Annotated in this window: 28 protein-coding genes; 17 read left to right on the top strand and 11 right to left on the bottom strand. The window is 58.9% G+C overall.

The window, feature by feature from the left end; genetic code table 11:
- Nucleotides 1-248 precede the first annotated feature (248 nt).
- The 4 genes from JFT91_RS28295 (at nt 249) to JFT91_RS28280 (ending at nt 4,525) form a co-directional block, all read left to right on the top strand.
- Nucleotides 249-1,898: a phosphoethanolamine transferase gene (locus tag JFT91_RS28295; protein ID WP_201234529.1), complete on the top strand. Its 1,650-nt coding sequence runs from the start codon at nt 249-251 to the stop codon at nt 1,896-1,898.
- A gap of 165 nt (nt 1,899-2,063) precedes the next feature.
- Nucleotides 2,064-3,197 carry a ribonuclease D gene (rnd, locus tag JFT91_RS28290; RefSeq protein ID WP_201227564.1) on the top strand — a complete coding sequence of 378 codons (1,134 nt, stop codon included), beginning with the start codon at nt 2,064-2,066 and terminating at the stop codon, nt 3,195-3,197.
- Nucleotides 3,194-3,487 (top strand): YcgL domain-containing protein, encoded by a 294-nt coding sequence (locus JFT91_RS28285; protein ID WP_201234527.1) that lies wholly within the window; start codon nt 3,194-3,196, stop codon nt 3,485-3,487. Before rnd ends, JFT91_RS28285 begins: the two co-directional genes overlap by 4 nt.
- A gap of 105 nt (nt 3,488-3,592) precedes the next feature.
- Nucleotides 3,593-4,525, top strand: coding sequence for a D-2-hydroxyacid dehydrogenase (locus JFT91_RS28280; protein ID WP_201234525.1), 933 nt, complete (start codon nt 3,593-3,595; stop codon nt 4,523-4,525).
- Between the two features lie 124 nt (nt 4,526-4,649).
- Here the strand turns inward: JFT91_RS28280 and JFT91_RS28275 are convergent, their stop codons facing one another.
- Nucleotides 4,650-5,243 (bottom strand): nitroreductase family protein, encoded by a 594-nt coding sequence (locus tag JFT91_RS28275; RefSeq protein WP_201227562.1) that lies wholly within the window; start codon nt 5,241-5,243, stop codon nt 4,650-4,652.
- Between the two features lie 281 nt (nt 5,244-5,524).
- Between JFT91_RS28275 and JFT91_RS28270 the strand changes: the two genes are divergently transcribed.
- Together JFT91_RS28270 and JFT91_RS28265 are read left to right on the top strand one after the other, a co-directional pair.
- Nucleotides 5,525-5,974, top strand: a complete 450-nt coding sequence (locus tag JFT91_RS28270) for a YcgN family cysteine cluster protein (RefSeq protein ID WP_141127945.1) — start codon at nt 5,525-5,527, stop codon at nt 5,972-5,974.
- Nucleotides 5,975-6,009: 35 nt separating this feature from the next.
- On the top strand, nt 6,010-7,239 hold the full coding sequence (locus JFT91_RS28265; RefSeq protein ID WP_201234523.1) for a hypothetical protein: 1,230 nt from the start codon (nt 6,010-6,012) through the stop codon (nt 7,237-7,239).
- A 103-nt stretch (nt 7,240-7,342) separates the two neighbouring features.
- Here JFT91_RS28265 and JFT91_RS28260 read toward each other — a convergent pair whose 3' ends face one another.
- From JFT91_RS28260 to JFT91_RS28245, 4 genes are all read right to left on the bottom strand, one after another.
- Nucleotides 7,343-7,720: a YgaP family membrane protein gene (locus JFT91_RS28260; protein ID WP_201234521.1), complete on the bottom strand. Its 378-nt coding sequence runs from the start codon at nt 7,718-7,720 to the stop codon at nt 7,343-7,345.
- An 81-nt stretch (nt 7,721-7,801) separates the two neighbouring features.
- Nucleotides 7,802-8,272, bottom strand: a complete 471-nt coding sequence (locus JFT91_RS28255) for a TrmH family RNA methyltransferase (RefSeq protein WP_201234519.1) — start codon at nt 8,270-8,272, stop codon at nt 7,802-7,804.
- A 192-nt stretch (nt 8,273-8,464) separates the two neighbouring features.
- Complete coding sequence (locus tag JFT91_RS28250) at nt 8,465-8,836, bottom strand: YajD family HNH nuclease (protein ID WP_007911336.1); 372 nt, start codon at nt 8,834-8,836, stop codon at nt 8,465-8,467.
- A 48-nt stretch (nt 8,837-8,884) separates the two neighbouring features.
- Nucleotides 8,885-9,571 (bottom strand): spermidine synthase, encoded by a 687-nt coding sequence (locus JFT91_RS28245; protein WP_201227559.1) that lies wholly within the window; start codon nt 9,569-9,571, stop codon nt 8,885-8,887.
- A 79-nt stretch (nt 9,572-9,650) separates the two neighbouring features.
- Between JFT91_RS28245 and JFT91_RS28240 the strand changes: the two genes are divergently transcribed.
- Entirely contained in the window at nt 9,651-9,935 is a 285-nt protein-coding gene (locus JFT91_RS28240) for a superantigen-like protein SSL4 (protein ID WP_201234517.1), read from the top strand.
- Here the strand turns inward: JFT91_RS28240 and JFT91_RS28235 are convergent.
- Together JFT91_RS28235 and JFT91_RS28230 are read right to left on the bottom strand one after the other, a co-directional pair.
- Complete coding sequence (locus JFT91_RS28235) at nt 9,932-10,405, bottom strand: Crp/Fnr family transcriptional regulator (protein ID WP_201227557.1); 474 nt, start codon at nt 10,403-10,405, stop codon at nt 9,932-9,934. The genes JFT91_RS28240 and JFT91_RS28235 overlap by 4 nt on opposite strands.
- A gap of 277 nt (nt 10,406-10,682) precedes the next feature.
- Entirely contained in the window at nt 10,683-12,737 is a 2,055-nt protein-coding gene (locus JFT91_RS28230; protein ID WP_201234515.1) for a S9 family peptidase, read from the bottom strand.
- 225 nt (nt 12,738-12,962) lie between these two features.
- On the opposite strand from JFT91_RS28230, the gene JFT91_RS28225 reads away from it, so the two are divergent.
- The 3 genes from JFT91_RS28225 to JFT91_RS28215 are packed head-to-tail and all read left to right on the top strand — an operon-like array spanning nt 12,963 to nt 14,808.
- Entirely contained in the window at nt 12,963-13,460 is a 498-nt protein-coding gene (locus tag JFT91_RS28225; RefSeq protein ID WP_201234513.1) for an MFS transporter, read from the top strand.
- Between the two features lie 16 nt (nt 13,461-13,476).
- A complete protein-coding gene (locus JFT91_RS28220; protein ID WP_007911322.1) occupies nt 13,477-14,253 on the top strand; it encodes a class II glutamine amidotransferase in 777 nt (258 codons plus the stop codon).
- A 12-nt stretch (nt 14,254-14,265) separates the two neighbouring features.
- Nucleotides 14,266-14,808 (top strand): DUF2937 family protein, encoded by a 543-nt coding sequence (locus tag JFT91_RS28215; protein ID WP_201227554.1) that lies wholly within the window; start codon nt 14,266-14,268, stop codon nt 14,806-14,808.
- Between the two features lie 163 nt (nt 14,809-14,971).
- Here JFT91_RS28215 and JFT91_RS28210 read toward each other — a convergent pair whose 3' ends face one another.
- Nucleotides 14,972-15,886, bottom strand: coding sequence for a LysR family transcriptional regulator (locus JFT91_RS28210; protein WP_201234511.1), 915 nt, complete (start codon nt 15,884-15,886; stop codon nt 14,972-14,974).
- 159 nt (nt 15,887-16,045) lie between these two features.
- On the opposite strand from JFT91_RS28210, the gene JFT91_RS28205 reads away from it, so the two are divergent.
- From JFT91_RS28205 to JFT91_RS28190, 4 genes are all read left to right on the top strand, one after another.
- Nucleotides 16,046-17,332: an MFS transporter gene (locus JFT91_RS28205; protein ID WP_201234509.1), complete on the top strand. Its 1,287-nt coding sequence runs from the start codon at nt 16,046-16,048 to the stop codon at nt 17,330-17,332.
- 76 nt (nt 17,333-17,408) lie between these two features.
- Entirely contained in the window at nt 17,409-18,161 is a 753-nt protein-coding gene (locus JFT91_RS28200; RefSeq protein WP_201234507.1) for a 5-oxoprolinase subunit PxpA, read from the top strand.
- The gene (pxpB, locus tag JFT91_RS28195) at nt 18,158-18,862 is read left to right on the top strand and encodes a 5-oxoprolinase subunit PxpB (protein WP_201234505.1); all 705 of its coding nucleotides are present in this window, start codon (nt 18,158-18,160) and stop codon (nt 18,860-18,862) included. Before JFT91_RS28200 ends, pxpB begins: the two co-directional genes overlap by 4 nt.
- Nucleotides 18,859-19,779 carry a 5-oxoprolinase subunit C family protein gene (locus JFT91_RS28190; RefSeq protein WP_201234503.1) on the top strand — a complete coding sequence of 307 codons (921 nt, stop codon included), beginning with the start codon at nt 18,859-18,861 and terminating at the stop codon, nt 19,777-19,779. Before pxpB ends, JFT91_RS28190 begins: the two co-directional genes overlap by 4 nt.
- Before the next feature lie 96 nt (nt 19,780-19,875).
- Here JFT91_RS28190 and JFT91_RS28185 read toward each other — a convergent pair whose 3' ends face one another.
- Nucleotides 19,876-21,054, bottom strand: coding sequence for a vWA domain-containing protein (locus JFT91_RS28185; RefSeq protein ID WP_201234502.1), 1,179 nt, complete (start codon nt 21,052-21,054; stop codon nt 19,876-19,878).
- Nucleotides 21,055-21,066: 12 nt separating this feature from the next.
- Entirely contained in the window at nt 21,067-21,912 is an 846-nt protein-coding gene (locus JFT91_RS28180) for an AAA family ATPase (RefSeq protein WP_038358424.1), read from the bottom strand.
- 201 nt (nt 21,913-22,113) lie between these two features.
- On the opposite strand from JFT91_RS28180, the gene JFT91_RS28175 reads away from it, so the two are divergent.
- A complete protein-coding gene (locus tag JFT91_RS28175; RefSeq protein WP_201234501.1) occupies nt 22,114-22,344 on the top strand; it encodes a DUF4160 domain-containing protein in 231 nt (76 codons plus the stop codon).
- On the top strand, nt 22,332-22,829 hold the full coding sequence (locus tag JFT91_RS28170) for a helix-turn-helix domain-containing protein (RefSeq protein WP_201234734.1): 498 nt from the start codon (nt 22,332-22,334) through the stop codon (nt 22,827-22,829). The genes JFT91_RS28175 and JFT91_RS28170 overlap by 13 nt, the downstream gene beginning before the upstream one ends.
- Here the strand turns inward: JFT91_RS28170 and JFT91_RS28165 are convergent.
- Nucleotides 22,826-23,902 carry a DUF748 domain-containing protein gene (locus tag JFT91_RS28165; RefSeq protein ID WP_201234500.1) on the bottom strand — a complete coding sequence of 359 codons (1,077 nt, stop codon included), beginning with the start codon at nt 23,900-23,902 and terminating at the stop codon, nt 22,826-22,828. The genes JFT91_RS28170 and JFT91_RS28165 overlap by 4 nt on opposite strands.
- A gap of 127 nt (nt 23,903-24,029) precedes the next feature.
- Here JFT91_RS28165 and cysK point away from each other — a divergent pair, with 127 nt between their 5' ends.
- The gene (gene cysK / locus JFT91_RS28160; RefSeq protein ID WP_159814663.1) at nt 24,030-25,004 is read left to right on the top strand and encodes a cysteine synthase A; all 975 of its coding nucleotides are present in this window, start codon (nt 24,030-24,032) and stop codon (nt 25,002-25,004) included.
- Nucleotides 25,005-25,243: the final 239 nt, after the last annotated feature.

The following is a 25,243-nucleotide window of genomic DNA, read 5'->3' as shown; positions in this document are numbered from 1 at the left end:
TTTAAAAAATCAGGATCGAAGGATCGCAGCCTCCGGCAGCGCCTACAGGGAACGCGCATTTTTCGCTGAATGAGAACTGAACCATTCTCAAATACTTCGCAAGTTTTGGCTCATTACCACCTGCCAACTATTCGTTGGCGTCTTTTTCACAAAAAATTGATGGTTGCCTGCTTAAAGTTTGTCACGCCCTGGTTAATGGAATTTTCACAATTAACCAAGGTTGGTCTTTTCAGGAATAGCCCACCTTTATGTTGAAGTTAAGAGCCGTGCGCCCGGAATGGGTGACGTTGATCGCCAGCGCCTTTCTTTTGATCGCCTGCAACTTTGTGCTCTGGCAGCACCTGTTCGATATCACTGCATCGGATGCCAAGGGCATCGCCATGCGCGTGGCGTTCGGGAGCATGATCCTAGCGGCGTTCAACATCGTACTGACCTTTCTGGCTTTCCGTCCGCTGCTCAAACCGCTGCTGACGCTGATATTTCTGTTCAGCGCCGGCGTGGCTTATTTCATGAGTCAATATGGCGTCATGATAGACGCCGGCATGTTTCGTAACTTTGCCGAAACCAATGCAACGGAAGTGCGTGATCTGCTGTCGTTTAAGTTGTTTGCTTATATTTTTTTACTGGGTGTTTTACCGTCATGGTTGTTGTGGGAAGTGCCCGTCAATTATCGGCGCTGGCACCGTGAGTTGATCAGCAAAGTTATTGTCAGTGTGGCCTCGATAGCGGTCATTGGCGGCGTGGCATTGGCCAACTATCAGGGGTTGTCCTCGCTGTTTCGTAATCACCACGAAATTCGCTTGATGCTGGTGCCCAGCAACTACATCGGCGCGTCGGCCGGTTACCTGCGTGAACAAGTGGTCTCGGCCCGGCAACCGTTCATCAAGATCGGCGAGGACGCTCAGCGCAATCCCGATCTGAAACGTCAACCGCGCAAATCACTGACGGTGCTGGTGGTGGGCGAAAGTGCCCGAGCCGAGAACTTCGGGATTCTCGGTTACAACCGTGACACCACCCCACAACTGGACCAGGAAGCCGGGCTGATTGCTTTTACCGACGTGCATTCCTGCGGCACGGAAACCGCGGTTTCGGTGCCCTGCATGTTCTCCAACATGGGCCGCAAGGATTACGACGCCAGCAAGGCAAAGAACGAAGAAGGCCTGCTGGATGTGCTCAAGCGCGCCGGTATCGACGTGATCTGGCGCGATAATCAGTCGGGTTGCAAAGGCACGTGTGATCGGGTGACGGTGCAGGATGTCAGCAACTTGAAAGATCCGGCGTTGTGCGCCAACAGCGAATGCCGCGATGAAATCCTTCTGCAAGGTTTGCAAGGTTTTATCGATCATCTGGACAAAGACACCGTGTTGGTACTGCACCAGATGGGCAGCCACGGCCCGGAATACTTCAAGCGTTACCCCAAAGAGTACGAGCACTTCACGCCTGTCTGTGAAAGCAATGCACTGAACAATTGCAGCCGTGAAAGTATCGTCAATGGTTACGACAACACGCTGGTGTATACCGACCATGTGCTGTCGAGTCTGATCGATGTATTGCGCAGCAATCAGGACAAAGTCGATACCGCCATGCTGTACCTGTCGGATCACGGGGAGTCGCTGGGCGAATACAATCTGTTCCTGCATGGCACGCCCTACATGCTGGCGCCGGAGCAACAAAAGCATGTAGCGATGCTGGCGTGGTTTAGCGACAGCTATCAAAAGGCCTATTCGGTTGACACCCACTGCCTGCAGATGAGCCGCGACAAACCATTGAGCCAGGACAACCTGTTCCACTCGATGCTCGGCCTGCTGGAAGTGAAGAGCTCGGTCTATCAGCCCGACCTGGACATGTTCGCCGGGTGCCGCGGCGCGGTGATCGACGGCGTCCTGGCCAAAGACTGAGCCACTCCCCCCTGTAGGAGCTGCCGGGGGGAAGGGGTGTCTGTTTCCTCTGTCAGACTATTCTTTCTCTTGGGCAGGACATTTCGTTACAGCTCTTGCCCTCTGCAGGCGCGTAAATCGCCGGTGGCGATATATACTGCGCGCCATTCTTCAAGGGAGAGCCGTGTGGCCATCGATATTCACTGGATTCGCGACAACGAAAGCCTCGCGCAGTTTTGCGCCGAGTGGCAGCAACTGCCGTTCGTTGCCCTCGACACCGAATTCATGCGGGTCGACACCTTCTACCCGATTGCCGGTCTGTTACAGGTTGGCGACGGCAAACGCGCCTACCTGATCGATCCGCTGACCATCAATGCCTGGCAACCGCTGGCCGCGTTACTGGAAAACCCGGCGGTGCTCAAGGTCCTCCACGCGTGCAGCGAAGACCTCGAAGTCCTGCTGCGCCTGACCGGCAGCCTGCCGGCGCCGTTGTTCGACACGCAACTGGCCGCCGCCTATCTGAACCTCGGCTTCTCGATGGGTTATTCACGCCTGGTGCAAGCAGTGCTCGGCATTGAGTTGCCGAAGGGCGAGACCCGTTCCGACTGGTTGCAACGTCCGTTGTCCGACACGCAAATCAGCTACGCCGCCGAAGATGCCGTGCATCTGGCGGAGGTTTTCGTACAACTGCGGCCGAAACTGTCTGACGACAAATTCAACTGGGTGCTGGAAGACGGCGCTGAGCTGGTTGCCAATCTGCGCCGCGAAACCGATCCGTACGAGGTTTACCGCGAAGCCAAACTGGCGTGGAAACTCTCCCGCGCGCAACTGGCTGTACTGCGCGAGCTGTGTGCCTGGCGTGAAACCGAAGCCCGCGCCCGTGACCTGCCGCGCAACCGCATCGTTCGTGAGCATTCGCTGTGGCCGTTGGCTCGCACGCAACCGGACAATCTCGCGGCGCTGGGCAAAATCGAAGACATGCATCCGCGTACCGTGCGTCAGGACGGTCAATTTCTGCTTGATCTGATCAAACGCTCTGGCAGTGTGGGGCCTGATCAATGGCCGCCGGCCGTGCCGGAGCCTTTGCCGGTCGAAGCTGCTGCGTTGATCAAACAACTGCGTGCACTCGGTCAGGTCGAGGCAGAACGCCTGGACATGGCGCCAGAACTGATGCTGCGCAAGAAAACCCTCGAAGCACTGGTCAAAAGCGGCTTCCCAGAGGGGCCATACCAATTGCCTGAGTCGCTGCGTGGCTGGCGCCGCGAACTCATGGGTCAGATGCTGCTCGACAGCCTGGCCACCGCCGGAGAACAGCCTTGAAACGTATTTGCTCTATTTACCAAAGCTCGAAGCGCAAAGGCATGTATCTCTACGTGCTCAAGAGCGATGAGTTTGAACGCGTGCCTGAGGCGTTGATGGCGGCTTTCGGCAAAGCCATATTTACCTTCAGCCTGGTGTTGACCCCCGAGCGCAAACTGGCCAGCGAAGACATCGTCGTTGTCCTGGAAAACCTCGACAAGCAGGGCTATCACCTGCAAATGCCACCGGCCGAGGACGAGTACATTGAACATCTGCCCGAAGAGTTGCTGCGACGCAACGACCCGGTCTGATCTGCGAGGCCCTGTCCTGGGCCTTGGTTAACCCTTGAACTGTTTTTACCGCGATGGCCGCCCGAAATCCGGCGGCTGTCTGCACGGTTTGCGAAAGGTTTGAAGATGCGCGTTCTGATTGCCGAACACGACCACGCGATATATGCCCGATTGCTGCGGCAGGCCGCGCCGGAACTCGAAGTATTGACCAGTGGCGACTCCGCCGAACTGGCCCGTCAGGCTGCCGATTGCCCGGTGTGGCTGGGGCAGCCGGATCTGCTGGCGACCTTGTTGCGCCAAGGGCATCAGCCCCAATGGCTGCAATCGACCTGGGCGGGCATTACGCCGTTGCTCGCTGACGGTTTGCGCCGCGATTACCGCTTGACCCGCGCGGTAGGAATTTTCGGCCAGGTGATGGCTGAATATGTGCTGACTTACATGCTCGGTCACGAACGTGAAGTGTTGGCGCGACTGGTCAGCCAGGTCGAGCGCAAGTGGGACAATCGCCTCGGCCAGAGCCTGGTCGGGCGCAAGGTGCTGATCGTCGGTACCGGCGATATCGGCCAGAGCGTGGCACAGTTCCTGCTGCCGTTCGGTGTCGAGCTTTATGGTATCGCCAGCAGCGCGCGCGCGCAGACGCCGTTTGTCGAAGTAGGTTCGATGGCGGATCTGCCGCGTCTGGTCGGCGAAGTCGATTACGTGGTCAATCTGCTGCCGAACACCGAGCACACCCACGATATCTACGACGCGGCGCTGTTCAAACAATTCAAGTCGACCGGTTTGTTCATCAATGCCGGACGCGGCGTTGCGGTGGTCGATGCGGATCTGGTGGAAGCGTTGAAGGAAGGCCATCTGGCGGGCGCGGTGATTGACGTTTGCCGTCAGGAGCCGTTGCCGCAGCGTCATCCGTTCTGGACGGCGTGGGGCCTGTTGCTGACCGGGCACAGCTCGGCGCCGACTTCACCAGCGTTGATGGTGCAGTTGTTTGTCGACAACCTGAGGGCGTATCAGGCGAATAAAGCGTTGCGCGGTGAAGTGGATTTCAACCGCGGGTATTGAGTGTTCGTTGGATAAAATGTGGGAGCGAGCCTGCTCGCGAAGAGGGAGTGTCAACCAGCATCATTGCTGTCTGACACACCGCTTTCGCGAGTAGGCTCGCTCCCACATTTGTTTTTGTGCTGGCTTAGAGGGTGAAGTCGCCTTCAGCCGCCAGTTCGCTCAGCGGACGACGCGGGCTCGGTTCTTCGCGTGCTTGCAGGTAATCCGCCAGCGTTGCCTTGTCACCCAGCTTGCCCACCGCAACGGCGGCGTGCAGCGCGTACCCCTCAGGAATATTCAGCTCCTTGCGGGTCAGCTCCTGGTCGAAACCGGCCATGCCGTGGGTGTGCCAACCGCTGAGGCTCGCTTGCAACGCCAGATGGCCCCACGCCGAACCGGTATCAAATGTGTGCCACAGCGCTGGGGTTTCTTCAGTGGCGCCCGGTGCAGTGAAAGTGGTTTTCGAGATCACGATCACCAGCGCCGAAGCGTGTTGCGCCCAGCTGCGGTTGAACTCGTTGAGCAGGCCCAGATAACGCTGCCAGTTCGGCGTATCGCGACGCGCATAGAGAAAGCGCCACGGCTGCGAGTTGTAGGCCGAAGGCGCCCAGCGCGCCGCTTCGAAAAAGCTCAGCAGGGTTTCTTGCGGGATCGCTTCGCCAGTGAAGGCACGGGGCGACCAGCGATCGGTGAATTGTGGGTGAATGGCGTAATCGGCAACGCGAGGGTTGGCACTCATCAAGAGATCCTTGCTACGTTTGAGTAAGAGAGTGGAAATGAAAACCCGGCGGGATCAGTAGGGCTGAACGATGGGGTTTTCCGAGCCGTGGCGGTTCACCGAAATGCAACGCGGTCGAGCGTTAATGGCATTCAGGCGAGGCTCCTTTCTGACAGGCAAAGCTACGCGTCGCCACAAAAACTGACAAGTGCTGCACAACCGGTAGTCGCCAGCGCTTGGCCCGCAAGGCCTTGGGCACTAGACTGGCGGCCTTTTCACCACCTGATGTTGATGCTTGAGCCATGGCCGCCGAAGTCGAACCGTTCTGGATACGCAAAACCCTCGATCAACTGGATCACCAGGAATGGGAGTCGCTGTGCGACGGTTGCGGTCTGTGCTGCCTGCAAAAACTTGAAGATGAAGAAGACAACAGCGTCTATTACACGCGAATCGCCTGCAAACTCCTCGACCTGAAAACCTGCCAGTGCAGCGATTACCCGAATCGCATCAAGTTTGTCCCGGACTGCATTCAGCTCACGCCGGGGCAGGCCGAAGAGTTCAAATGGCTGCCGCCGACCTGCGGTTATCGATTGGTCAGCGAAGGCAAGGATCTACCGTTGTGGCACCACTTGGTCTGCGGTGACCGCGATGCGGTGCACCATGAACGGATTTCCCAATCGGGGCGCATGCTCGCCGAAGGCAGCGTGCCGGAAGACGACTGGGAAGATCACCTGATTTTCCGCGCGGGTTAAGCGCCCGGCGATTCAAGCTTTACCAAGGAGTGTGTATGGCTGTGGGTTTGCTGCGAGCGCTGCTGTTCGGCCTGCTGGTCTTCAGTACGCCGGTGTGGGCGGCAAAGAAAGTCGACCTCGATTACCACGTGCGCCTGTTACCGCAGAGCGATCAGGCGGAAGTGCGCCTCACATTGGCCAAAGGCGAAGCGGTGCGCAGCATCGATTTCGACCTCGGCGATGGTAGCCATTACAGCGACTTCAAAGCCGACGGCCAGTGGTTGCTGAACCCGGGCAAACAGGCGCGCGGTGTCTGGCGCCCCTCCAGTGAAAAAGCCAGCCTGACCTACCGCGTACGCATCAGCCACGACCGCAAGAACGGCAGCTTCGACACGCGCATGACCCCGAATTGGGCGTTGATGCGCGGCGACGAATTGGTGCCCCCCGCAAAACTGGATCAACAGGACGGCACTGAGCTGGTCTCGCGTTTGCAATTTGAATTGCCTGACGGCTGGAAGAGCGTCGAAACCGCTTGGCCGCGCATCGGTAAAAACAAATTCCGCATCGACAACCCGTCACGGCTGTTTGACCGCCCGACGGGATGGATGCTCGCCGGCCACCTTGGCAGTCGCCGCACGCGCCTGGGTGAAACCGAAGTGACCGTGGCCTCGCCGCAAGGGCAGGGCATGCACCGCATGGACGTGCTGACTTTGCTCACTTTCGTCTGGCCACAGGTGCAAGCACTTTATCCAAGGCATCCGAACAAGCTGTTGATCGTCGGCGCCAATGACCCGATGTGGCGCGGCAGTCTTGGCGCGCATGAATCGATCTACCTGAACACGCGGTTGCCGTTGGTCAGCGAAAGCGGCAGCAGCGCGCTGGTGCGCGAGTTGGCGAAAGTGTTTGGGCGGATCAACGATGAACAGCGCAGCGACTGGATCAGCGAAGGCTTTGCCGAGTATTACGCGATTGAGCTGGTGCGCCGCGCGGGCGGCATGAGCGATGAGCGCTATCAGAGTTTGCAGGCGAAACTGGCCAAAGACAGCCAGAAGGTCAGCACCTTGCGCGGCGGACAGGTCAGCCCGGCGCAGGTTTCAAAAGCGGTGATTATGTTGCAGGAACTGGATCGCGAGATTCGTCTGAAGACGCGCAACAAGCGTTCGCTGGATGACGTGCTGCGGGGAGCGATGCATTTGGGGACGGTGAGTACCAAAGAGTTTGTGCAGCTCACCGAGAGTGTTCTCGGCGAGTCCTCCAAAGTCCTTGATACCCAGTTGATTCAGTAATACCGCCATCGCGAGCAGGCTCACTCCTACAATTGGAAATGCGTTCCCCTGTAGGAGTGAGCCTGCTCGCGATAGGGCCATCAGCTCCACCGCAGATTCAGGATCAAACCCCGGCTTTCGGCGATTTCACCGAATCATTGCCGGTCACCGTAGCGGTTTTGGTCGCGGCCTCTGCATTGGCTTTCAGCTTGCTCAACTCTTCGCCCGCTCGTTCGATCTTGCCGCGCACGTTGTTCATGTCCTGACGGCTTTTCTCCAGCAGGCTCTTCACCGAACTGTGCCCGGTGATCCCGCGCGCCATGGCGACTCCGCCAATCGCCACTTGAATCAAGCCGAACACACCGCCACGGCGCAGGCCCTTGCCGACCATGATCACGCCGCCGGCCAGGGATCCGATGCGCTCCCAACCTTCGACGTTCTGCTCGGAACGGCTCTGGAACGGGGTGGATTCGATACGTTCGACACGTTTGAGCTCGGTCATGATCTTTCTCCAGGCAATGAGTAATGGATACACAAGCTGACTGCGCGGGCGGTCAGCTTGTTCCATCGGATATGCGACGCTTCAGCGGAATTTCGGCCCGGAGCGGGTGTTCAGGCCTTTGGCCATGCGGTCGTAGAGCACGACGTTGACGGTGGCAGCGAGGTTCATGCAACCGATTGTCGGGATGTACACGACGTCTTCGCACCAATCGCGGATTTCTTTATCCAGCGAGCCGTCTTCCGGGCCGAAGATGTACAGCGCACGATCCGGGTGAGTGTATTCCGGTAGCGGGCGCGCGCCCTCGACCAGTTCCACAGCGACCGGCACACAATTGAGCGGGAGGATCTTTTTCAGGTCGTCGATGCCGATCAGCGGGATGTCGTAGTGCACGCGCTTGGTGTCGGTGACGAAGTCGGCGGCTCGTTCATAACGCTTGCCGGTGTAGAACACTGACGCCACGCCGTAGCAGCCTGCGGCGCGCATCACCGAACCGACGTTCTCGGGTGATTTGGGGTTATACAAACCAATGCAGCTGTACCGTTTGTCTGCCACGAGCGGGGTGCCTTCGGGAAAAAGAGCGCGATTATACGGGGATTGGAGGAGGGCGGGCGGATTCGAGATCTGCGGTGTCTGGCTGGCCGCCTTCGCGAGCAGGCTCGCTCCCACATTCATTTTGTGTACACCACCGATCAAATGTGGGAGCGAGCCTGCTCGCGAAGGGACCAGTTCAAGCGCTGAAGATCATCAGTCTTCTTTCTTCATCAACCCGGCCAACGCGGCAAACGGGTTGTGCGTGGCCTTGGCAATTTTCGGCGTGCTCAGCGAGCCTTCGCTGAAATACTGCTGGTCGGTATAACGCGAGTGTTCGTTGTCATGGCAGTACAGGCACAACAGCTCCCAGTTCGAGCCGTCCTGCGGGTTGTTGTCGTGGTTGTGATCGCGGTGGTGCACGGTCAGTTCGCTCAGGCGCTTGCCGGAAAATTCCCGGGTGCAGCGGCCACAGACGTGCGGATACATCTTCAGGGCCTTGTCGCGGTAGCCCATTTCCTTGTCGCGCTGGTTGTCGGCGAGGATGCGATCCAGCTTCGACGTGTTGGTTGGGGTGGACGAACTCATGGGTTCACCTTTGTAAAAGACTAATGACGGTTATGTGCAGAGTTTAGCTCAGCCCTTGAGCTTCTCGGCAATCCAGATCGTATGGCGCGTGCCCTTGTTGCCGTGGGCGAACACCTGGACCTCTTCAGCCTTGAAACCGGCCTTCTTCAATTTGTCGGAAAACTGCCGGTCGGCGCTGGCCGACCACACGGCTAGCACGCCTTTGGGGCGCAAGGCCTTGGCGCAGGCATTCAGACCGGCGGCGGAATACAGCCAGCTGTTGGCCTTCTGGGTCAGGCCTTCGGGGCCGTTGTCGACGTCGAGCATGATTGCGTCGAAACCGTTCGGCTCGCTTTGCAGGACGTTGGCGACGTCGTCCTGACGGATCACCGTGCGCGGGTCGAGCAGCGGACGGCCGGACTTTTCGCCGAGCGGGCCACGGTTCCACTCGACCACACCCGGCACCAGTTCAGCGACCACCACTTCGGCGGTCTTGCCCAGATGCTTGAGTGCCGAGGCGAGGGTAAAACCCATGCCCAGCCCGCCGATCAGCACCCGCGAACTCGGTCGGCCAGCGACTTTGCGGCACGGGATCTCGGCCAGCGCATCTTCGGAACCGTGCATGCGCGTGTTCATCAATTGTCCGCCGTCGCCGCCCTGGATCTTGATGACGAAATCTTCGCCATATTCGAACAGGCACAGCGCACCGCCGTTTTCAGGGATTGGCGTGGTGTCGAGCAGAACGAAACGTTTCATGGAAATCTCTACAAGGGGGAAGGCAAGCAGGCGCGTTGGGAGTAGCCTGAGCGCAGACTAAGGCCAAACGGAGCCCTTGATGAAGCGCACCATTCTAACGGTCATTGCCCTGGCCGCGCTCTCGATTACTGCAGTGCAGGCGCAGCAGACCATTCCGGTCAGCCCGGCGCCGCAACCCGGCTCGCCCGGTACCGCGACGCCGACGCCGTATCCGCAGATCACGCCGATCAACATTCCCAAGTCGGGTGCCGGCAGTGGCAGCCCGCCGCTGGTGCCGATCGAAATGCCCAGCCCACCGAGCAAGGATCAGCCGCTGCCAGGCATTGAACCGAGCGGCACCAAGGTCAAATCACCTGGCGGTTAAACCTGTTGCGCCGCCAGTTGGCCGTCGGCCATGCGCAGGCGTTTCGACAGGGAGACGGCGAGGGCGCGGATGATTTTCGCGGCGATTTTCGGCGCGTCGTTGAGCATTTTGTCCAACGAATCCTTGCCCAGATTCAATAGCTGACAGTTGCTGGCGGCGATGCAGGTGGCCGAGCGGCGTTCGCCATCGAGCACGGCCATTTCGCCGAAGGCCCGACCGCTGCGCAGGGTAGCCATGGTAATAACCTGGCCGTCGGGCCCGGTTTTCTGCACGGCTACCTGGCCAGTGTGGAGGATGCACATGAAGCTGCCGGCATCGCCCTCGCGGAAAATCGCCTCACCTTCAGCCACGGTGCTGATGCTGAAGTAGCCGGAAGCGGCCGCAAAGTCGGCCAGTTGCAATTGATCGAACAGGCCACAGTCCATCAGCCAGTCGCGGATTTCGTTGTTCAGGAAGGTCGGTTCTGACATGTCGTCACGGTCTTTATTGTTTTCACATTTCAAGGCTATACACGGATCCCGTAGGAACGGGCTTTTGTGGCGAGGGGATTTATCCCCGCTCGGCTGCGCAGCAGTCGCAAATCCTGCCAACTCGGTAATGCTGACACACCGCGTTGACCGGAATTACGACTGCTGCGCAGTCGATCGGGGATAAATCCCTCGCCACAAGGGATCGGTTTTCACGGAGGTCTGTGGGGTATCGGCCTCTCGGGTCTGGAGTTAAGACCCAAGTGACCGGTGGAGTTCCTCAGGCAATGCCCAAAACCTTGAAAACAAATGCGTATTCGAGTGCTACGTCACGTAATCCCTGATAACGCCCGCTCATCCCGCCGTGGCCTGCACCCAATTCAGTCTTGAGCAGCAGCAGATTGTCGTCGGTCTTGGTCGCGCGCAACTTCGCTACCCACTTCGCCGCTTCCCAGTACTGCACGCGGCTGTCGTTGTAGCCGGCGATTACCAGTGTTGCCGGATAATGCTGGGCTGTGACGTTTTCGTACGGCGCGTAGGCCTTGATTCGCTCATAAACCTCCGGCTCTTCAGGATTGCCCCACTCGTCGTATTCGGTGACGGTCAGGGGCAATTCCGGGTCGAGCATGGTGTTGAGCACGTCGACGAACGGCACTTCGGCAATCGCCACGCCAAACAGATCCGGCCGCTGGTTGAGCACCGCGCCAATCAACAAGCCACCGGCGCTGCCACCGCTGATCGCCAGTTTCTCCGCCGTCGTGATGCCGTTGAGGATCAAAAACTCGGCGCAAGCGATGAAGTCGCTGAAGGTGTTGTGCTTGTGCTCCTGCTTGCCGGCGCGATACCACGCTTCCCCCAGCTCACCGCCGCCACGCACGTGGGCGATGGCGAACGCCATGCCGCGATCCAGCAGGCTCAGCCGCGCATGGGAGAACCACGGATCGAGGCTCGAACCGTAAGCACCGTATCCGTACAGATACAGTGGCACTGTTTTGCCGACCATTTCGCGTTTCATGACCAAACTGATCGGCACCAGCGTACCGTCCGGCGCGGCCGCCCACAGGCGCTGGCTGACGTAGGCGTCGGCGTCGAACGGGCCGAGCACCGGGGTTTCTTTCAGCACGGTTTGCTCGCCGGTCGCCAACATCAATTGGCGCACTTGCGCCGGACGATTCAACGCCTCGTAACGCAGGCGAATGCGGTCGCTTTCGAATTCCAGGCTGTTTTGCACATAGAGGCTGTAGGCCGCGTCTGGCAATTGCACGCGATACGGCGCCAACCCGTGTGGGTGAACTTCGATGATCGGCAAACCGCCTTCGCGCAGACTCAGGGTCATGGCTTCGGTGTTGAGGCTGACGCCGTCGAGCATCACCGTATCGCTGTGCGGGATCAGGTTTTGCCACTCGGCTTCAGTCGGTGCGACGCCGGTATCCGGTGCCTGATACAACGCGTAGTTGATGCCATCACGGTTGGTGCGGATGAACCAGGTCCATACGCCATCAAGCAGGCCGTGATCGACATCGTATTCGTGATCTTCGACCCGTGGCGCAAGGCAGGTGAACGGCAAGTGCGGCTGATTGGCGTCGAGCGCCCAGACTTCGCTGGTGGTCTTGCTGCCCAGCGACAGCAACAATTGCTGCTCGGAGCTGGAACGGTAACAGTGCAGGAAGAAACGCCCGTCCGCTTCATGGAAGACTTCTTCGGCAGCAGTGCCATCAAGGCGATAACGGAACAGTTTGTGCGGGCGGTGAGTGTCGTCGAGCACGCCGAAGAACAGCGTCAGGCTGTCATTGGCCCAGGTCATGCTGCCATCGCAGTCCTCGAATTCCAGTTCGCTGACCTTGTCGTTGGACAGCTCCTTGACGAACAGCGTGTAAATCTCGTCGCCCGAAGCGTCGACGCTGTAGGCCAGGCGCTGGTGATCGGGGCTGATGCTGAACGCGCCCAGCGAGAAAAAGCCGCCATTGGCCAGTGCGTTCGGGTCGAGCAGCAATTGTTCGCGGCTTTCGTCGAGGGTCAGGCTGTCGTCTTCGGGACGCGGGCAGCGGTAATGGCGAGCGTATTCGTCACCTGCCGTGGTGCGCGTGTAATACAAGTACGGGCCCCACGGCGAGGGCAGGGAGAGGTCGGTTTCGAGAATCCGCCCTTTGATTTCTTCGAACAGGCTCTCGCGCAGTTCGGCCTGATCGGCGGTTTGCGCCTCTTGATAAGCGTTTTCGGCCTTGAGGTAATCGAGCACCGCGTCGGTGTCGCGTTCCTGCAGCCAGGCATACGGGTCGGCACCGTCCGCCTTGTGAGCAATCGGTGCGCTGATGACGTTGGCGGATTGGGGCATGGAAGGCTCTCGAACAATGTACGGAATAGGGGGTTTCGCAAATCTGGATATCACCGCAAACCCTGCAGGCCTTCGCCTGCTCGCGAAAGCGCTGGGTTAGACAATCATGTTTCAACTGACAGTCCGTATTCGCGAGCAGGCTTGCTCCCGCAGGTCGTGTGTCTATTGGGACAAGCCGCACGGGCGAAAAGTCGTTACTATAAGCGCCTCTTTGCCTGCCTTGCCATGGACACCATGACCGAGAACGACTATCTGATCGCCTGGGGCCTCTACGCCTTTGCCGCTGTGGGCTGCCTGTTGGTATGGATGCGCCTGACCACCTGGATGTGGCGTTGGCTGCGCGAACCGCTGCGCGTGTTGATGGCGGTGTTGCTGTTCAGCCCGACCATTATTGATCCGGTGAAGGAAAAGGTTGCCCCGGCCATCGCCATCACCGCGCTGGATCTGGCCTTCAAGGTCGGCAACAACGCCTGGCGGGCGATTTCCGACCTGTTCATGTACGGCATGATCGCTTTTGGCATCTATCTGATCTTTGTGCTGATCCGTTTCCCGATCGAACGCGCTTCGCGGGCGCGCCGCGAACAGGCCGAAGCCGCCAAAGCTGCGGCCCGTGCCGATGAGCGCGACGACGATCAACCGTTCGGCACTGCCGGTGATGACCGCTACGGTCGCCCGCCGGTACCGAACAATCCGCAGCGCATGCGGGTCGAGCCGCGTCTGTAATCCCGAGAGTCCGCACATGTGTGAATTACTGGGCATGAGTGCCAACGTGCCGACCGATATCGTGTTCAGCTTCACCGGCCTGATGCAGCGCGGCGGGCGCACCGGCCCGCACCGCGACGGCTGGGGGATCGCCTTCTATGAAGGTCGCGGTTTGCGCCTGTTCCAGGATCCGGCGGCCAGTTGCGAATCGGAAGTGGCCAATCTGGTGCAGCGCTATCCGATCAAGAGCGAGGTGGTCATCGGCCACATCCGTCAGGCAAACGTCGGCAAGGTCTGTCTGTCCAATACCCACCCGTTCGTCCGTGAACTGTGGGGGCGCAACTGGTGCTTTGCGCACAACGGCCAGCTCGCCGATTTCACTCCGATCAAAAGTTTCTACCGCCCGGTCGGCGATACCGACAGCGAGGCGGCGTTCTGTGATTTGCTTAACCGCGTCCGTGCAGCATTTCCGGAACCGGTCGATATAGAAGAGCTGCTGCCGGATCTGGTCGCCGCGTGCGCCGAATACCGCAGCAAAGGCGTGTTCAACTGCCTGCTCAGCGATGGCGACTGGCTGTTCTGCTATTGCTCGACCAAACTGGCGCAGATCACCCGGCGCGCACCGTTCGGCCCGGCGCGCTTGAAGGATGTCGACGTGATCGTCGATTTTCAGGCCGAAACCACGCCAAACGACGTGGTCACGGTGATCGCCACCGAACCGCTGACCGAAAACGAAACCTGGACCCGCTACGAACCGGGCCAATGGAGCCTGTGGCGACGCGGTGAATGCGTCAGCCAGGGCAAGACCGAATAAGGATTGCACCCCATGTTGCTCAGTTATCTACGGCTGGTGTTGTTTGCGGCGGGCCTGTTGATCGGTGTCCAGGTGCCGGGGTTCATCAACGATTACGCGAAACGGGTCGAGGCGCACCTGATCGAGGCGCAAACCGGTTTGCGCGGCTTCCAGGGCACCGCCGAGCAGTTTTTCAAGGGCGACATCCAGGCACTGGTCGCCCATTACCGCGCCAGTGATGACCCGGTGTTTCGCAGTGATGCCGACAGCCTGAGCACGCTGCTCAACCGTCAGCTTGCGCTGGATAAACAGTTTCAGGCCATGCAGGGGCCTTGGTACATCCGCTTTTTGCAGGTGGTGCTGGCCGCTGACCCGGATATTCGCAAGGAAACCTGGAACGGCTACAGCTATCAGATCCTTCTGACGCCGGAAGCGATGATCTGGGGCATGAGCGGGGCGTTGCTGCTGTCGTTCGGCATCGAGTGCCTGTTCCGCTTGATCGACTGGGTCGTGCTCGGTGGCCGACGCCTGCGCCAGAGCCGACCGATCGAAGACCGCGACGTGCGCGGGTTGTAAATTCTGCACAATCCTTGAAGTGAGGGGATTTTGTGGTGAGGGGATTTATCCCCGATGGGCTGCGAAGCAGCCCTGAAACCTGACAACTCCGGTCTTTCTGTCACAACTCTTGGGGCCGCTTCGCGCCCCATCGGGGATAAATCCCCTCACCACAGTTATGTAATCAGTCAGTGAGGGTGATGTAGTCCTTGCCCACCTTCTGCGCATACCCCGCCAACACCTGCTGACACAACGTCACGATCTCCTCGACCCACTCAACCCCCATCCGCCACGACACCACCACCTGCAAGTCCGGTGGCCGTTGATCAATGGCCAACAACGTCAATTCCCCTCGCGCCAGTTCCTCGGCCACCAGCACCGGCGGCAGTACGCCAATACCAAATCCATCACGCAACAACCGGGTGATCGCCGACACCGAGTTCACGCAATTAAAACGCGGCGCCATCACGCCGTTTGCCTGCATCAACGCCAGAAGATCCTGATGCGGTCGAGAGTTTTTCGAGTAGGTGATGATCCGTTCCTGCGCCAGTTCAGCGAGGTCGGCGTAGTTGCGGTTGTAGATTGAGTTGCTCGCGACAATCCAGCCCAGCGGATGGCTGGCCAGTTCCAGGCTGCGCACGCTTTCATGGCGCACCAGATCCGTTTGCAGAATCAGATCAAGAAAGCCTTTTTGCAGTTGATCGCAGAGGTTCAGCGACGTATCCGCCACCAGCTCAATCTCCACTCGCGGATACAGATCGGTCATCTGCGCCACTAATGGGCTGAGCCAAGTGTGGATCACCGTGTCCATCACGCCGATACGCACGCGGCCGACTTTGCTCGAACGAGTCTCGATCGATTGCTTCAGAGCACTCATGGTGTCGAGCATCTGCTCGGCATATTCCAGCACTTTCAGGCCTTCGGGCGTCAGGCTGACACCGCGCGAATCGCGTAAAAACAGCTTCACCCCCAGCTCGCCTTCGAGCACCGCGATGCGGCTGGAAATCGACGCCTGGGTGGTGAACAGCTTGTCAGCGGTCAGGCGAAAACTCTTCAGTCGGGCGACCCAGACAAAGGTCTCGAGAAACTTCAGGTTCATGGGCAAGGCTCGGGTGACAAATTTTTCTTATGCCTAAGGCGGGTTTTTATTCGTTGGACGCAGCAGGGCCGGACGACGAAAACTTGGCGCATCCGGTTCCCACGATAGGCGTCGTCGGGGCTACGAACAAGACCAATAAAAAACCTGCGGAGATAAGCCATGAGTGCTCCCGACACCCTTGATGCACCCAAGGCCACGGCGCGTCCCGGGCCGTTCGACTGGTATCGCAACATCAACCAGCAGGAGCGTCGCACGTTCTGGAGCTGCAAGATCGGCTACGGTCTGGACGGCATGGACACGCAGATGCTCAGCTTCGTGGTGCCGACGCTGATCGCGATGTGGGGCATCACCACCGGCGAAGCGGGGCTGATTCACACCAGCACGTTGATTGCCTCGGCGATTGGCGGTTGGGTCGCCGGGATTCTCTCGGATCGCATCGGTCGCGTACGGACCTTGCAACTGACGGTGCTGTGGTTTGCCTTCTTCACGTTCCTCTGCGGTTTCGCGCAAAACTACGAACAACTGTTGATTGCCCGCACGTTGATGGGTTTCGGCTTCGGCGGCGAGTGGACCGCCGGTGCGGTGCTGATCGGCGAGGTGATCCGTGCGCAGGATCGTGGCAAAGCGGTGGGCATGGTGCAATCCGGTTGGGCGCTGGGCTGGGGGCTGACGGCGATTCTGTATGCGCTGCTGTTCTCGGTGTTACCGCCGGAAGATGCCTGGCGTGCGCTGTTCATCCTCGGCATCGTGCCAGCGATTTTTGTAATTTTCGTTCGTCGACTGGTCAAGGATCCAGAGATCTATCGCGAGGCCAAGGCCCGGCAAACGCTAGAGACTCAGTCGAAGTTCTACGAGATCTTCGCGCCGGGCATGCTCTTCACCACGTTCCGTGCTTCGCTGCTGACCACCGGCGCGCTGGGCGGTTATTACGCAATCACCTCTTGGCTACCGACTTTTCTGAAAAACGAGCGCGGCTTGAGCGTGCTCGGCACGGGCGGTTATCTGGCAATGGTGATTGTCGGCTCTTACGTTGGTTATGTGATCAGCGCCTATCTGACCGATCTGCTCGGCCGCAAGAAGAATTTCATCCTGTTCGCCGTCGGCTCCTTCACCATCGTTCTTCTCTATACACAACTGCCAGTCAGCAACAGCGTGATGCTGTGGCTGGGTTTCCCGCTGGGGTTCTTTGCCTCGGGGATTTTCAGCGGCATGGGCGCCTTTCTCACTGAATTGTTCCCCACGCGGATTCGCGGATCAGGACAGGGCTTTTGCTACAACATTGGCCGGGCGCTGGCGGCATTGTTTCCGCTGCTGATCGGCCTGCTCAGCCAGAAAGTGCCCTTGAGCATGGGCATCGGCGCGTTTGCTGCCGTGTCCTATGGCGTGGTGATCATCGCGGCGTTGAGCCTGCCGGAAACCCGTGGCAAGCAACTCGATGCGCAGTAACTGATAACCTGCGCAGCACTGCCCAATAGGCAAACGTCCTACAGATAAAAAGACAAAAGCTACAGGAGTGTTCACCGTGAGCCGCCTGCTATTGAATTGCGACATTGGCGAGAGCTTCGGCAGCTGGACCATGGGTCTGGATGCCGAGGTCATGCCCTTCATCGATTGCGCCAACGTCGCCTGCGGCTTTCATGCCGGCGACCCGAGCATCATGCGCAAGACTGTCAGCCTGGCCCTGAGCCATGGCGTGCAGATCGGCGCGCATCCGGCCTATCAGGATCTGGCCGGTTTCGGCCGGCGTTCGATGGCTTACTCCGCGCAAGAGCTGCAAGACATTCTGCATTACCAGATCGGCGCCCTCGACGGCATCTGCAAGGCGCAGGGCGGGCGGGTCAGTTACGTCAAACCCCACGGCGCGATGTACAACGACATGATGGCCAACCCGGCGCAGTTGCGTGCGGTGATTCAGGCCGTGGCGGCATACGACCGCGCTCTGCCGCTGATGCTGATGGCCACACGCGACAACTCGGCGGCGCAGCGGATCGGCGATGAATATGGCGTAACGCTGTGGTTCGAAGCGTTTGCCGATCGTGCCTACGACAGCGACGGTCGACTGGTCTCGCGGCAACTGCCGGGCGCGGTGCATCACGAACCGGAAAAAATCATCGAGCAAGCACTGACCATTGCCCGTGGCGGCGACCTCATCGCCAGCGACGGCAGCACCTTGCAACTGCAAGCCAACACCCTCTGTGTACACGGCGACAACGCCAGTTCGGTGGCCGCCGTGCAACGCATTCGCGAGGCCTTGAATCAGCAGAGCGCACCATGAACCCAAGGATTGAAGTAGCGGCACTGGATTGCCTGATGCTGCGTCTGTTCGATGAAATCGCCGAAACCAACATGCCGTGGATGCTTGCCGCCAGTGAGCGTTTGCGGGCGGTGTTTGGCGCACAACTGATTGATCTGGTGCCGTCCTATACGACGTTGATGGTGCATTACGATCTGACGGCTTTAAGCGCGAATCAGGCGCGGGAATTGATCGCTGAGGCACTGATTGATTTGTCGCCTAATGCGCGAAGCGGCGGCCAATGCCACGTGTTGCCGGTCTGGTACGACCTCAGCGTCGGGCCAGAATTGAGCTTGCTGGCTGAGCGCAGTGGGCTGTCAGTGGATGAGGTTATCCGTCGTCACAGTGGCCGCGAGTATCAGGTGTTCGCCCTCGGTTTCGCGCCTGGTTTTGCCTTCATGGGCCTGGTCGAAGAAATCCTGGCGGCGCCACGCTTGAACACCCCGCGCAAGAAAGTGGCTGCCGGCAGCGTTGGTATCGCTGAGCGGCAGACCGCTGCCTATCCCGTCGTGTCTCCCGGCGGCTGGAACCTGATCGGTCGTACTCCCGCGAAATTGTTTGATCGCAATCGTGATGGCTACAGCCTGATGCAGCCTGGCGACACCGTGCGCTTCGAAGCCGTGAGTCATGCTGAATTCATCAATCTGGGCGGTGACGACAGGCCATTGGAGGCGCAGGCATGAGCCGACTGACGATTGCGGCGAGTACGCCGCTGTGCCTGTTGCAGGACGCCGGACGTTTTGGCGTACGGCATCTTGGCGTCACTCAGGGCGGCGCGGCGGATGGGTGCTCGATGAGCTGGGCCAACTGGTTGCTGGGCAACGGACTGGATCTGCCCGTGATCGAAATCACCCTCGGTGGTTTTGTCGTGGTGGCTGAAGAGGATTGCTTGCTGGCGCTGGCCGGGGCAGATCTTGGCGCGCAGATTGATGGTCAGCCGTTGGCGCCGTGGCGCAGTTTCAAATTGAGCAAAGGGCAGACGTTGAAATTCACGCAGCCGTTGCTCGGCGCTCGGGCTTATCTGGCGGCACCCGCTGGCTTTGATGCGCCAAGGGTACTGGGCAGCAGCGCGACAGTGGTCCGCGAAGAACTTGGCGGGCTGGATGGCATGGGCCTGCCGTTGGTCAAGGGTTCGACGCTGAGTTATCGCGGTGAGTCGCGGTGGGTTCGTGAGGTGCCGTTGGCGCTACGGCCGGATCTGAAATCGAATGTGCCTCTGGATCTGGTGCTCGGTGCGCAGATCGGCCAGTTCAGCGGGCAGAGCCTGTTTGATGTGTTCAACAGTGCCTGGACGCTGGACAGCCGTGCCGATCGCATGGGCATTCGCTTGCTGGGCAAGGCGTTGGAATATCAGGGGCAGCCGATGATTTCCGAGGGAATTCCATTGGGCGCGGTGCAAGTGCCGCCGGACGGGCAGCCGATTGTGTTGCTCAATGATCGGCAGACGATTGGCGGGTATCCGCGATTGGGCGCGTTGACGCCGTTGGCGTTGGCGCGGCTGGCGCAGTGTCTGCCGGGGGCGCAGGTGCGGTTGCGGCCGGTGGTGCAGGACGTCGCGCACCGTGAGCACATCGAATATTTGCAGCGCTTTTCTGAGTAGCTAGAAGCTTCGCGAGCAGGCTCGCTCCCACAGGTGAAATGCATTCCAGTGTGGGAGCGAGCCTGCTCGCGAAGAGGTCATCACTGACTACGGAGATTATTTGGACAGAAACCGCATCCCTTCCTCGAGCCCGCGCAACGTCAGCGGATACATCTGATCCTCGATCAAATCCCGCACGATGTTGGTCGACGAGGTATACCCCCAGGTATCTTTTGGATACGGATTGATCCAGATGAGTTTCTTGTACTTCTCCATGAAGCGCTGCATCCAGACATAACCCGGCTCTTCGTTCCAGTGCTCGACACTGCCGCCGGCCTGGGTGATTTCATAAGGCGCCATGGCCGCGTCGCCAATGAAGATCACTTTGTAGTCGGCGCCGTACTTGTGCAGCAGATCCTGAGTCGAGAAACGCTCGGAAGTGCGGCGCATGTTGTTCTTCCACACCGATTCATAAATGAAGTTGTGGAAGTAGAAGTACTCCAGATGCTTGAACTCGGTCTTGCAGGCCGAGAACAGCTCCTCGCAGATCTTCACGTGCGCGTCCATCGAGCCGCCGATGTCAAACAGCAGCAGCAGTTTGACCGTGTTGCGCCGCTCCGGGCGCATCTGAATATTCAGCAGGCCGGCGTCGCGAGCGGTGTGGTCGATGGTGCCATCGATGTCCAACTCTTCTGCCGCGCCTTGGCGAGCGAATTTACGCAGACGGCGCAACGCCACCTTGATGTTGCGCGTGCCCAGCTCCACCGAATCGTCGAGGTTCTTGTACTCGCGCTGATCCCAGACTTTCACCGCTTTGCCCTGGCGCTTGCCGGCATCGCCAACCCGAATGCCTTCCGGGTTGAAACCGCCGGAACCGAACGGGCTGGTGCCGCCGGTACCGATCCACTTGTTGCCGCCGGCGTGACGTTCCTTCTGTTCCTCCAGACGCTTCTTGAACTCTTCGATCAGTTTGTCGAGACCGCCGAGGGACTGGATCTGTGCGCGTTCCTCGTCGCTCAGCGAACGCTCGAATTCCTTGCGCAGCCAGTCTTCGGGAATCAACGCCTGCAAGTGATCGTCGAGTTTTTCCAGACCATTGAAGTAGGCGCCGAACGCGCGGTCGAACTTGTCGAAATGGCGCTCGTCCTTCACCAGAATCGCCCGCGACAAGTAATAAAACTCGTCCATGTCGGCGAACGTCACGCGCTGCTTCAGCGCGTTGATCAGGTCGAGCAGCTCGCGCACCGACACCGGCACCTTGGCTGCACGCATTTCATTGAACAGGTTGAGCAACATGGCATCAGCCTCTTAGCGGGTGCCACGACGGCTCATGAACGCCAGACGCTCGAGCAATTGCACGTCCTGCTCGTTCTTTACCAGGGCACCGGCCAGCGGCGGGATTGCCTTGGTCGGATCGCGTTCGCGTAGCACTGCTTCGCCGATGTTGTCGGCCATCAGCAGCTTCAGCCAGTCCACCAGTTCCGAGGTCGACGGCTTCTTCTTCAGGCCCGGCACTTTGCGCACATCGAAGAACACGTCGAGCGCTTCGCTGACCAGATCCTTCTTGATGTCGGGGTAGTGCACGTCGACGATTTTTTGCAGGGTCGGGCGATCCGGGAAGGCGATGTAATGGAAGAAGCAGCGGCGCAGGAAGGCGTCCGGCAGCTCTTTTTCGTTGTTGGAGGTAATGATGATGATCGGGCGCTTCTTGGCCTTGATGGTCTCGTCGATCTCGTAAACGTAGAACTCCATCTTGTCGAGTTCTTGCAGCAGGTCGTTCGGGAACTCGATGTCAGCCTTGTCGATTTCGTCGATCAGCAGAATGACGCGCTCTTCGGACTCAAAAGCCTCCCAGAGCTTGCCCTTCTTCAAATAGTTGCGCACGTCGTGGACTTTTTCAGTGCCCAGTTGCGAGTCGCGCAAACGGCTGACCGCGTCGTACTCGTACAGGCCCTGATGTGCCTTGGTGGTCGACTTGATGTGCCAGGTAATCAACTTGGCGTTGAACGATTCGGCCAATTGCTCGGCGAGCATGGTCTTGCCGGTGCCCGGCTCGCCCTTGACCAGCAGCGGCCGCTCCAGGGTGATGGCGGCGTTGACCGCCAGCTTCAGGTCATCGGTGGCGACGTAGGCCTGGGTGCCTTCGAACTTCATCTGCTAATCCTCGAACGGTAACGCCGACCTGAGCGGGCAGGGCGGGGGCGAAATAATCGGATGCCCGACTATAACGCGCAGGCCTGTCGACTGTGAACGCAGACGGCTTATTCAGTCTCTGAATGGGGCGTCACATGTTGACTCAGTCTCGGCGCTTGGCCAGTATTCAAGTATCGCCGATTTGGCGATAGCCTCTTGGGTATGACGACTAAATACCGATTTCGCGAAAAATACCTCATTCAATTACGCGAGAAGGATCACCCGCCACCCCATGTTCACCTGATCGGTGGCGGCGTGGATGTGATACTGAGTCTGGAGACCGTTGAAGTCATGACGGGCAAGGCGCCGCCACTGATTATCAGGGAAGCGCTGGCGTGGGTTGCGGCTCATCAGGTGCAACTGCTGGAGGACTGGAAACGATGTTACCCATGAAAAGGCCTCGTCTGTCGGCTGTGCAGGCACTGTCAGATTTTCGATTGGCACTGACCTTTATTGATGGTCAGAAACTGACACTTGATCTCGGCGGGGATGTTCACGCTTATCCAGGTCTGCAACCTTTGCTCGATCCCGAAGTGTTTGCGACTGCGACGCTGGACAACGACGGCTGGACTGTCGAATGGCTTGGGCCTGATATACAGATTGGCGCAGACACGCTTTATATGGATGCGCTGGCTCAGAACGCAGCCGATGAGAACACCCGTATTTTCATTGATTGGCGCGCCCGAACGGGGCTGTCTCTTAATCAGGCTGCCGAGGCACTGGGTGTCAGCGCCCGCAGCATCAGTCGCTACAGCAATGGGCGTGAGGCAGTGCCACGTTCGCTGGCGCTGGCTTGTCTGGGCTGGGATTCACTGCAACAAAGTTCAACTCTGGCCGCAGAGGAGTCCGGTCGCTATATCGTCAAGCGTAAAACCTAACCCGCATCCGGCTTGGGCCGCTCGTACCGCGCATTGAATGCCTGAACAAAGCCATTACGCAAAATCTGCAAAAATGCCTCAAATGCGCTGATATTTTGCTGATGCACGTTACCGCTGAGTTCGACCTTGGTGGCGAACTGGTTTTTCGCCTGATTCTTCAGCACGGTTTCAGTGCCGCCGACCAGCGCCTCCCAGACTGAGCGGAAGATGCTTTTGTTCTTGTTTTCGACGTCTTGCTGCCAGTTGAATACTTCGACGTCGCGCAACAGCGGTTTGATATAACCGCTGACCTGGGCTTTTTTGGCTTGCGCTTCGATTACCACGTCACCGTGGCCGGCGTTGAAGTCGAACTTGCCGTAAGCCGAGGCGAAGTCGTTCATGCTCTTGAGTTCGATGTCTTTGGCGCGCAGACGGAATTCGAAATCTTCGAAATTGCTCAAGGGATCGAAAGTGGCGCTGGTTTCCAGCGGCGCGTGACCCAGCAGTTTGGCTTTGCCTTCGAAGCGGGCGTCGCGTTTACCCTGTTTGTCGACCACGTTGGTCAGGTTGTAGATGCTGGCCTCGACGTTGGTGGCGTTCATGTTCACTGGTGGCTTGGAATTGAAGTTGCGGAAACTGATCTTGCCGTCGTGAATCTGCACTTCGTCGAGAGTGATCGGCAGCAATTTTCCCAGCTGGGCGCGCCAGTCAGTACCTTGACCGGTCTGGGAATTCTGCTTGTTGCCTCCACCATCGACGAAGTTGACCTCGGGATTGAAGAATTTCACCTGCGCCACCACAGCATGGTCGTACCACAGCGAGTGCCAACTGACCGCCAGATCAATCACCGGTGCATTGACGAACGGCACCGGCACTTTGCCGTCGACCTTGACGATTTTCAGCCCGTTGATGGTGTAAGCGCCGCGCCACAGTGCGAGGTCAACGTCGGTCACCTGGCCACGGTAATCGCCCATGTTCGCCAGTTTGTCGTTCAGATAGTCGCGCACCACATAAGGCAGGGCGATGTGCAATGCGATCAGCAGCACAACGATTCCTGCGAAAGTCCATAACGGCCAGCTGTAGCGACGCTTCATGGGGGCGATTCCCTGACGGTGTAAAGCGATTGACTACTGCGTGTTGCAGACGTTCGCTCCGACTGGACTGTAATGGGCAACAGGCATACCTTTGGCGCTGAATTCAATGCTGCATAAGGACCCAGCCATGAGCCGTATTTTTGCTGACAACGCCCATTCCATCGGCAATACGCCGTTGGTGCAGATCAACCGTATCGCGCCGCGTGGTGTGACCATCCTTGCCAAGATCGAGGGGCGCAACCCCGGTTATTCGGTCAAATGCCGGATCGGCGCCAACATGATCTGGGACGCCGAAAGCAGCGGCAAACTCAAGCCGGGCATGACCATCGTCGAACCGACTTCCGGCAACACCGGCATCGGTCTGGCGTTTGTCGCTGCCGCTCGTGGTTACAAATTGATGCTGACCATGCCGGCCTCGATGAGCATTGAACGGCGCAAGGTTCTCAAAGCGTTGGGCGCCGAGCTGGTGCTGACCGAGCCGGCCAAGGGTATGAAAGGGGCGATCGAGAAGGCCGCGGAAATTGTTGCCAGCGATGCCGACAAATATTTCATGCCCGCGCAATTCGACAATCCGGCCAACCCGGCGATTCACGAAAAGACCACTGGCCCGGAAATCTGGAACGACACCGACGGGGCGGTCGATGTGCTGGTGGCTGGCGTCGGAACGGGTGGAACCATCACCGGTGTTTCGCGGTATATCAAGAATACCCAGGGCAAACCGATCCTTTCCGTGGCCGTGGAGCCGGTGTCTTCTCCGGTGATCACCCAAGCGTTGGCCGGTGAAGAGATCAAGCCGAGCCCGCACAAGATTCAGGGCATCGGTGCCGGTTTCGTGCCGAAAAACCTCGATCTGTCGATGGTTGATCGCGTCGAACTGGTGACTGACGAAGAGTCCAAGGCCATGGCCCTGCGTCTGATGCAGGAAGAGGGGATCTTGTGCGGGATTTCGTGCGGCGCAGCCATGGCAGTGGCAGTGCGTCTGGCGGAAACCCCGGAAATGCAGGGCAAGACCATCGTCGTGATTCTGCCGGACTCGGGTGAACGTTATCTGTCGAGCATGTTGTTCAGCGATCTGTTCACCGAGCAGGAAAATCAACAGTAATCGAGAAAATCAAAAGGTCGCAGTGTAGGAGCTGCCGAAGGCTGCGATCTTTTGATCCTGTTTTTAATCTTGAGAGGCAAGTCTGATCTGGATCAGCCCCCGTTCAGGACCCTTATGTTAATAAGCGCTTTGTTGCGCAATCCTTAACAATGAATCTTGGTTGAAGCGGGTTTTTCCCGAAGCCGGTAGTGTTTATCATGGCCGGCTGCCATGCCGGGTACATGGCATTGCGCAGCGTT

It is taken from the genome of Pseudomonas sp. TH08, assembly GCF_016651275.1.
Lineage (GTDB): Bacteria > Pseudomonadota > Gammaproteobacteria > Pseudomonadales > Pseudomonadaceae > Aquipseudomonas.
This window is presented reverse-complemented; position numbering and strand designations above follow the sequence as displayed.

Bases quoted from the DNA above. Each gene is read 5' to 3' on its own strand.
- JFT91_RS28280 (WP_201234525.1), top strand. From the start codon at position 3,593: ATGCGCGTTCTGATTGCCGAACACGACCACGCGATATATGCCCGATTG.
- pxpB (WP_201234505.1), top strand. From the start codon at position 18,158: ATGAACCCAAGGATTGAAGTAGCGGCACTGGATTGCCTGATGCTGCGT.
- JFT91_RS28180 (WP_038358424.1), bottom strand. From the start codon at position 21,912: ATGAAGTTCGAAGGCACCCAGGCCTACGTCGCCACCGATGACCTGAAG.
- JFT91_RS28270 (WP_141127945.1), top strand. From the start codon at position 5,525: ATGGCCGCCGAAGTCGAACCGTTCTGGATACGCAAAACCCTCGATCAA.
- JFT91_RS28205 (WP_201234509.1), top strand. From the start codon at position 16,046: ATGAGTGCTCCCGACACCCTTGATGCACCCAAGGCCACGGCGCGTCCC.
- JFT91_RS28230 (WP_201234515.1), bottom strand. From the start codon at position 12,737: ATGCCCCAATCCGCCAACGTCATCAGCGCACCGATTGCTCACAAGGCG.
- JFT91_RS28170 (WP_201234734.1), top strand. From the start codon at position 22,332: ATGTTACCCATGAAAAGGCCTCGTCTGTCGGCTGTGCAGGCACTGTCA.
- JFT91_RS28235 (WP_201227557.1), bottom strand. From the start codon at position 10,405: ATGTCAGAACCGACCTTCCTGAACAACGAAATCCGCGACTGGCTGATG.
- JFT91_RS28220 (WP_007911322.1), top strand. From the start codon at position 13,477: ATGTGTGAATTACTGGGCATGAGTGCCAACGTGCCGACCGATATCGTG.
- JFT91_RS28260 (WP_201234521.1), bottom strand. From the start codon at position 7,720: ATGACCGAGCTCAAACGTGTCGAACGTATCGAATCCACCCCGTTCCAG.
- JFT91_RS28240 (WP_201234517.1), top strand. From the start codon at position 9,651: ATGAAGCGCACCATTCTAACGGTCATTGCCCTGGCCGCGCTCTCGATT.
- JFT91_RS28250 (WP_007911336.1), bottom strand. From the start codon at position 8,836: ATGAGTTCGTCCACCCCAACCAACACGTCGAAGCTGGATCGCATCCTC.
- JFT91_RS28190 (WP_201234503.1), top strand. From the start codon at position 18,859: ATGAGCCGACTGACGATTGCGGCGAGTACGCCGCTGTGCCTGTTGCAG.
- JFT91_RS28225 (WP_201234513.1), top strand. From the start codon at position 12,963: ATGGACACCATGACCGAGAACGACTATCTGATCGCCTGGGGCCTCTAC.
- JFT91_RS28295 (WP_201234529.1), top strand. From the start codon at position 249: ATGTTGAAGTTAAGAGCCGTGCGCCCGGAATGGGTGACGTTGATCGCC.
- JFT91_RS28215 (WP_201227554.1), top strand. From the start codon at position 14,266: ATGTTGCTCAGTTATCTACGGCTGGTGTTGTTTGCGGCGGGCCTGTTG.
- JFT91_RS28185 (WP_201234502.1), bottom strand. From the start codon at position 21,054: ATGTTGCTCAACCTGTTCAATGAAATGCGTGCAGCCAAGGTGCCGGTG.
- JFT91_RS28275 (WP_201227562.1), bottom strand. From the start codon at position 5,243: ATGAGTGCCAACCCTCGCGTTGCCGATTACGCCATTCACCCACAATTC.
- JFT91_RS28165 (WP_201234500.1), bottom strand. From the start codon at position 23,902: ATGAAGCGTCGCTACAGCTGGCCGTTATGGACTTTCGCAGGAATCGTT.
- JFT91_RS28210 (WP_201234511.1), bottom strand. From the start codon at position 15,886: ATGAACCTGAAGTTTCTCGAGACCTTTGTCTGGGTCGCCCGACTGAAG.
- JFT91_RS28175 (WP_201234501.1), top strand. From the start codon at position 22,114: ATGACGACTAAATACCGATTTCGCGAAAAATACCTCATTCAATTACGC.
- JFT91_RS28265 (WP_201234523.1), top strand. From the start codon at position 6,010: ATGGCTGTGGGTTTGCTGCGAGCGCTGCTGTTCGGCCTGCTGGTCTTC.
- JFT91_RS28245 (WP_201227559.1), bottom strand. From the start codon at position 9,571: ATGAAACGTTTCGTTCTGCTCGACACCACGCCAATCCCTGAAAACGGC.
- cysK (WP_159814663.1), top strand. From the start codon at position 24,030: ATGAGCCGTATTTTTGCTGACAACGCCCATTCCATCGGCAATACGCCG.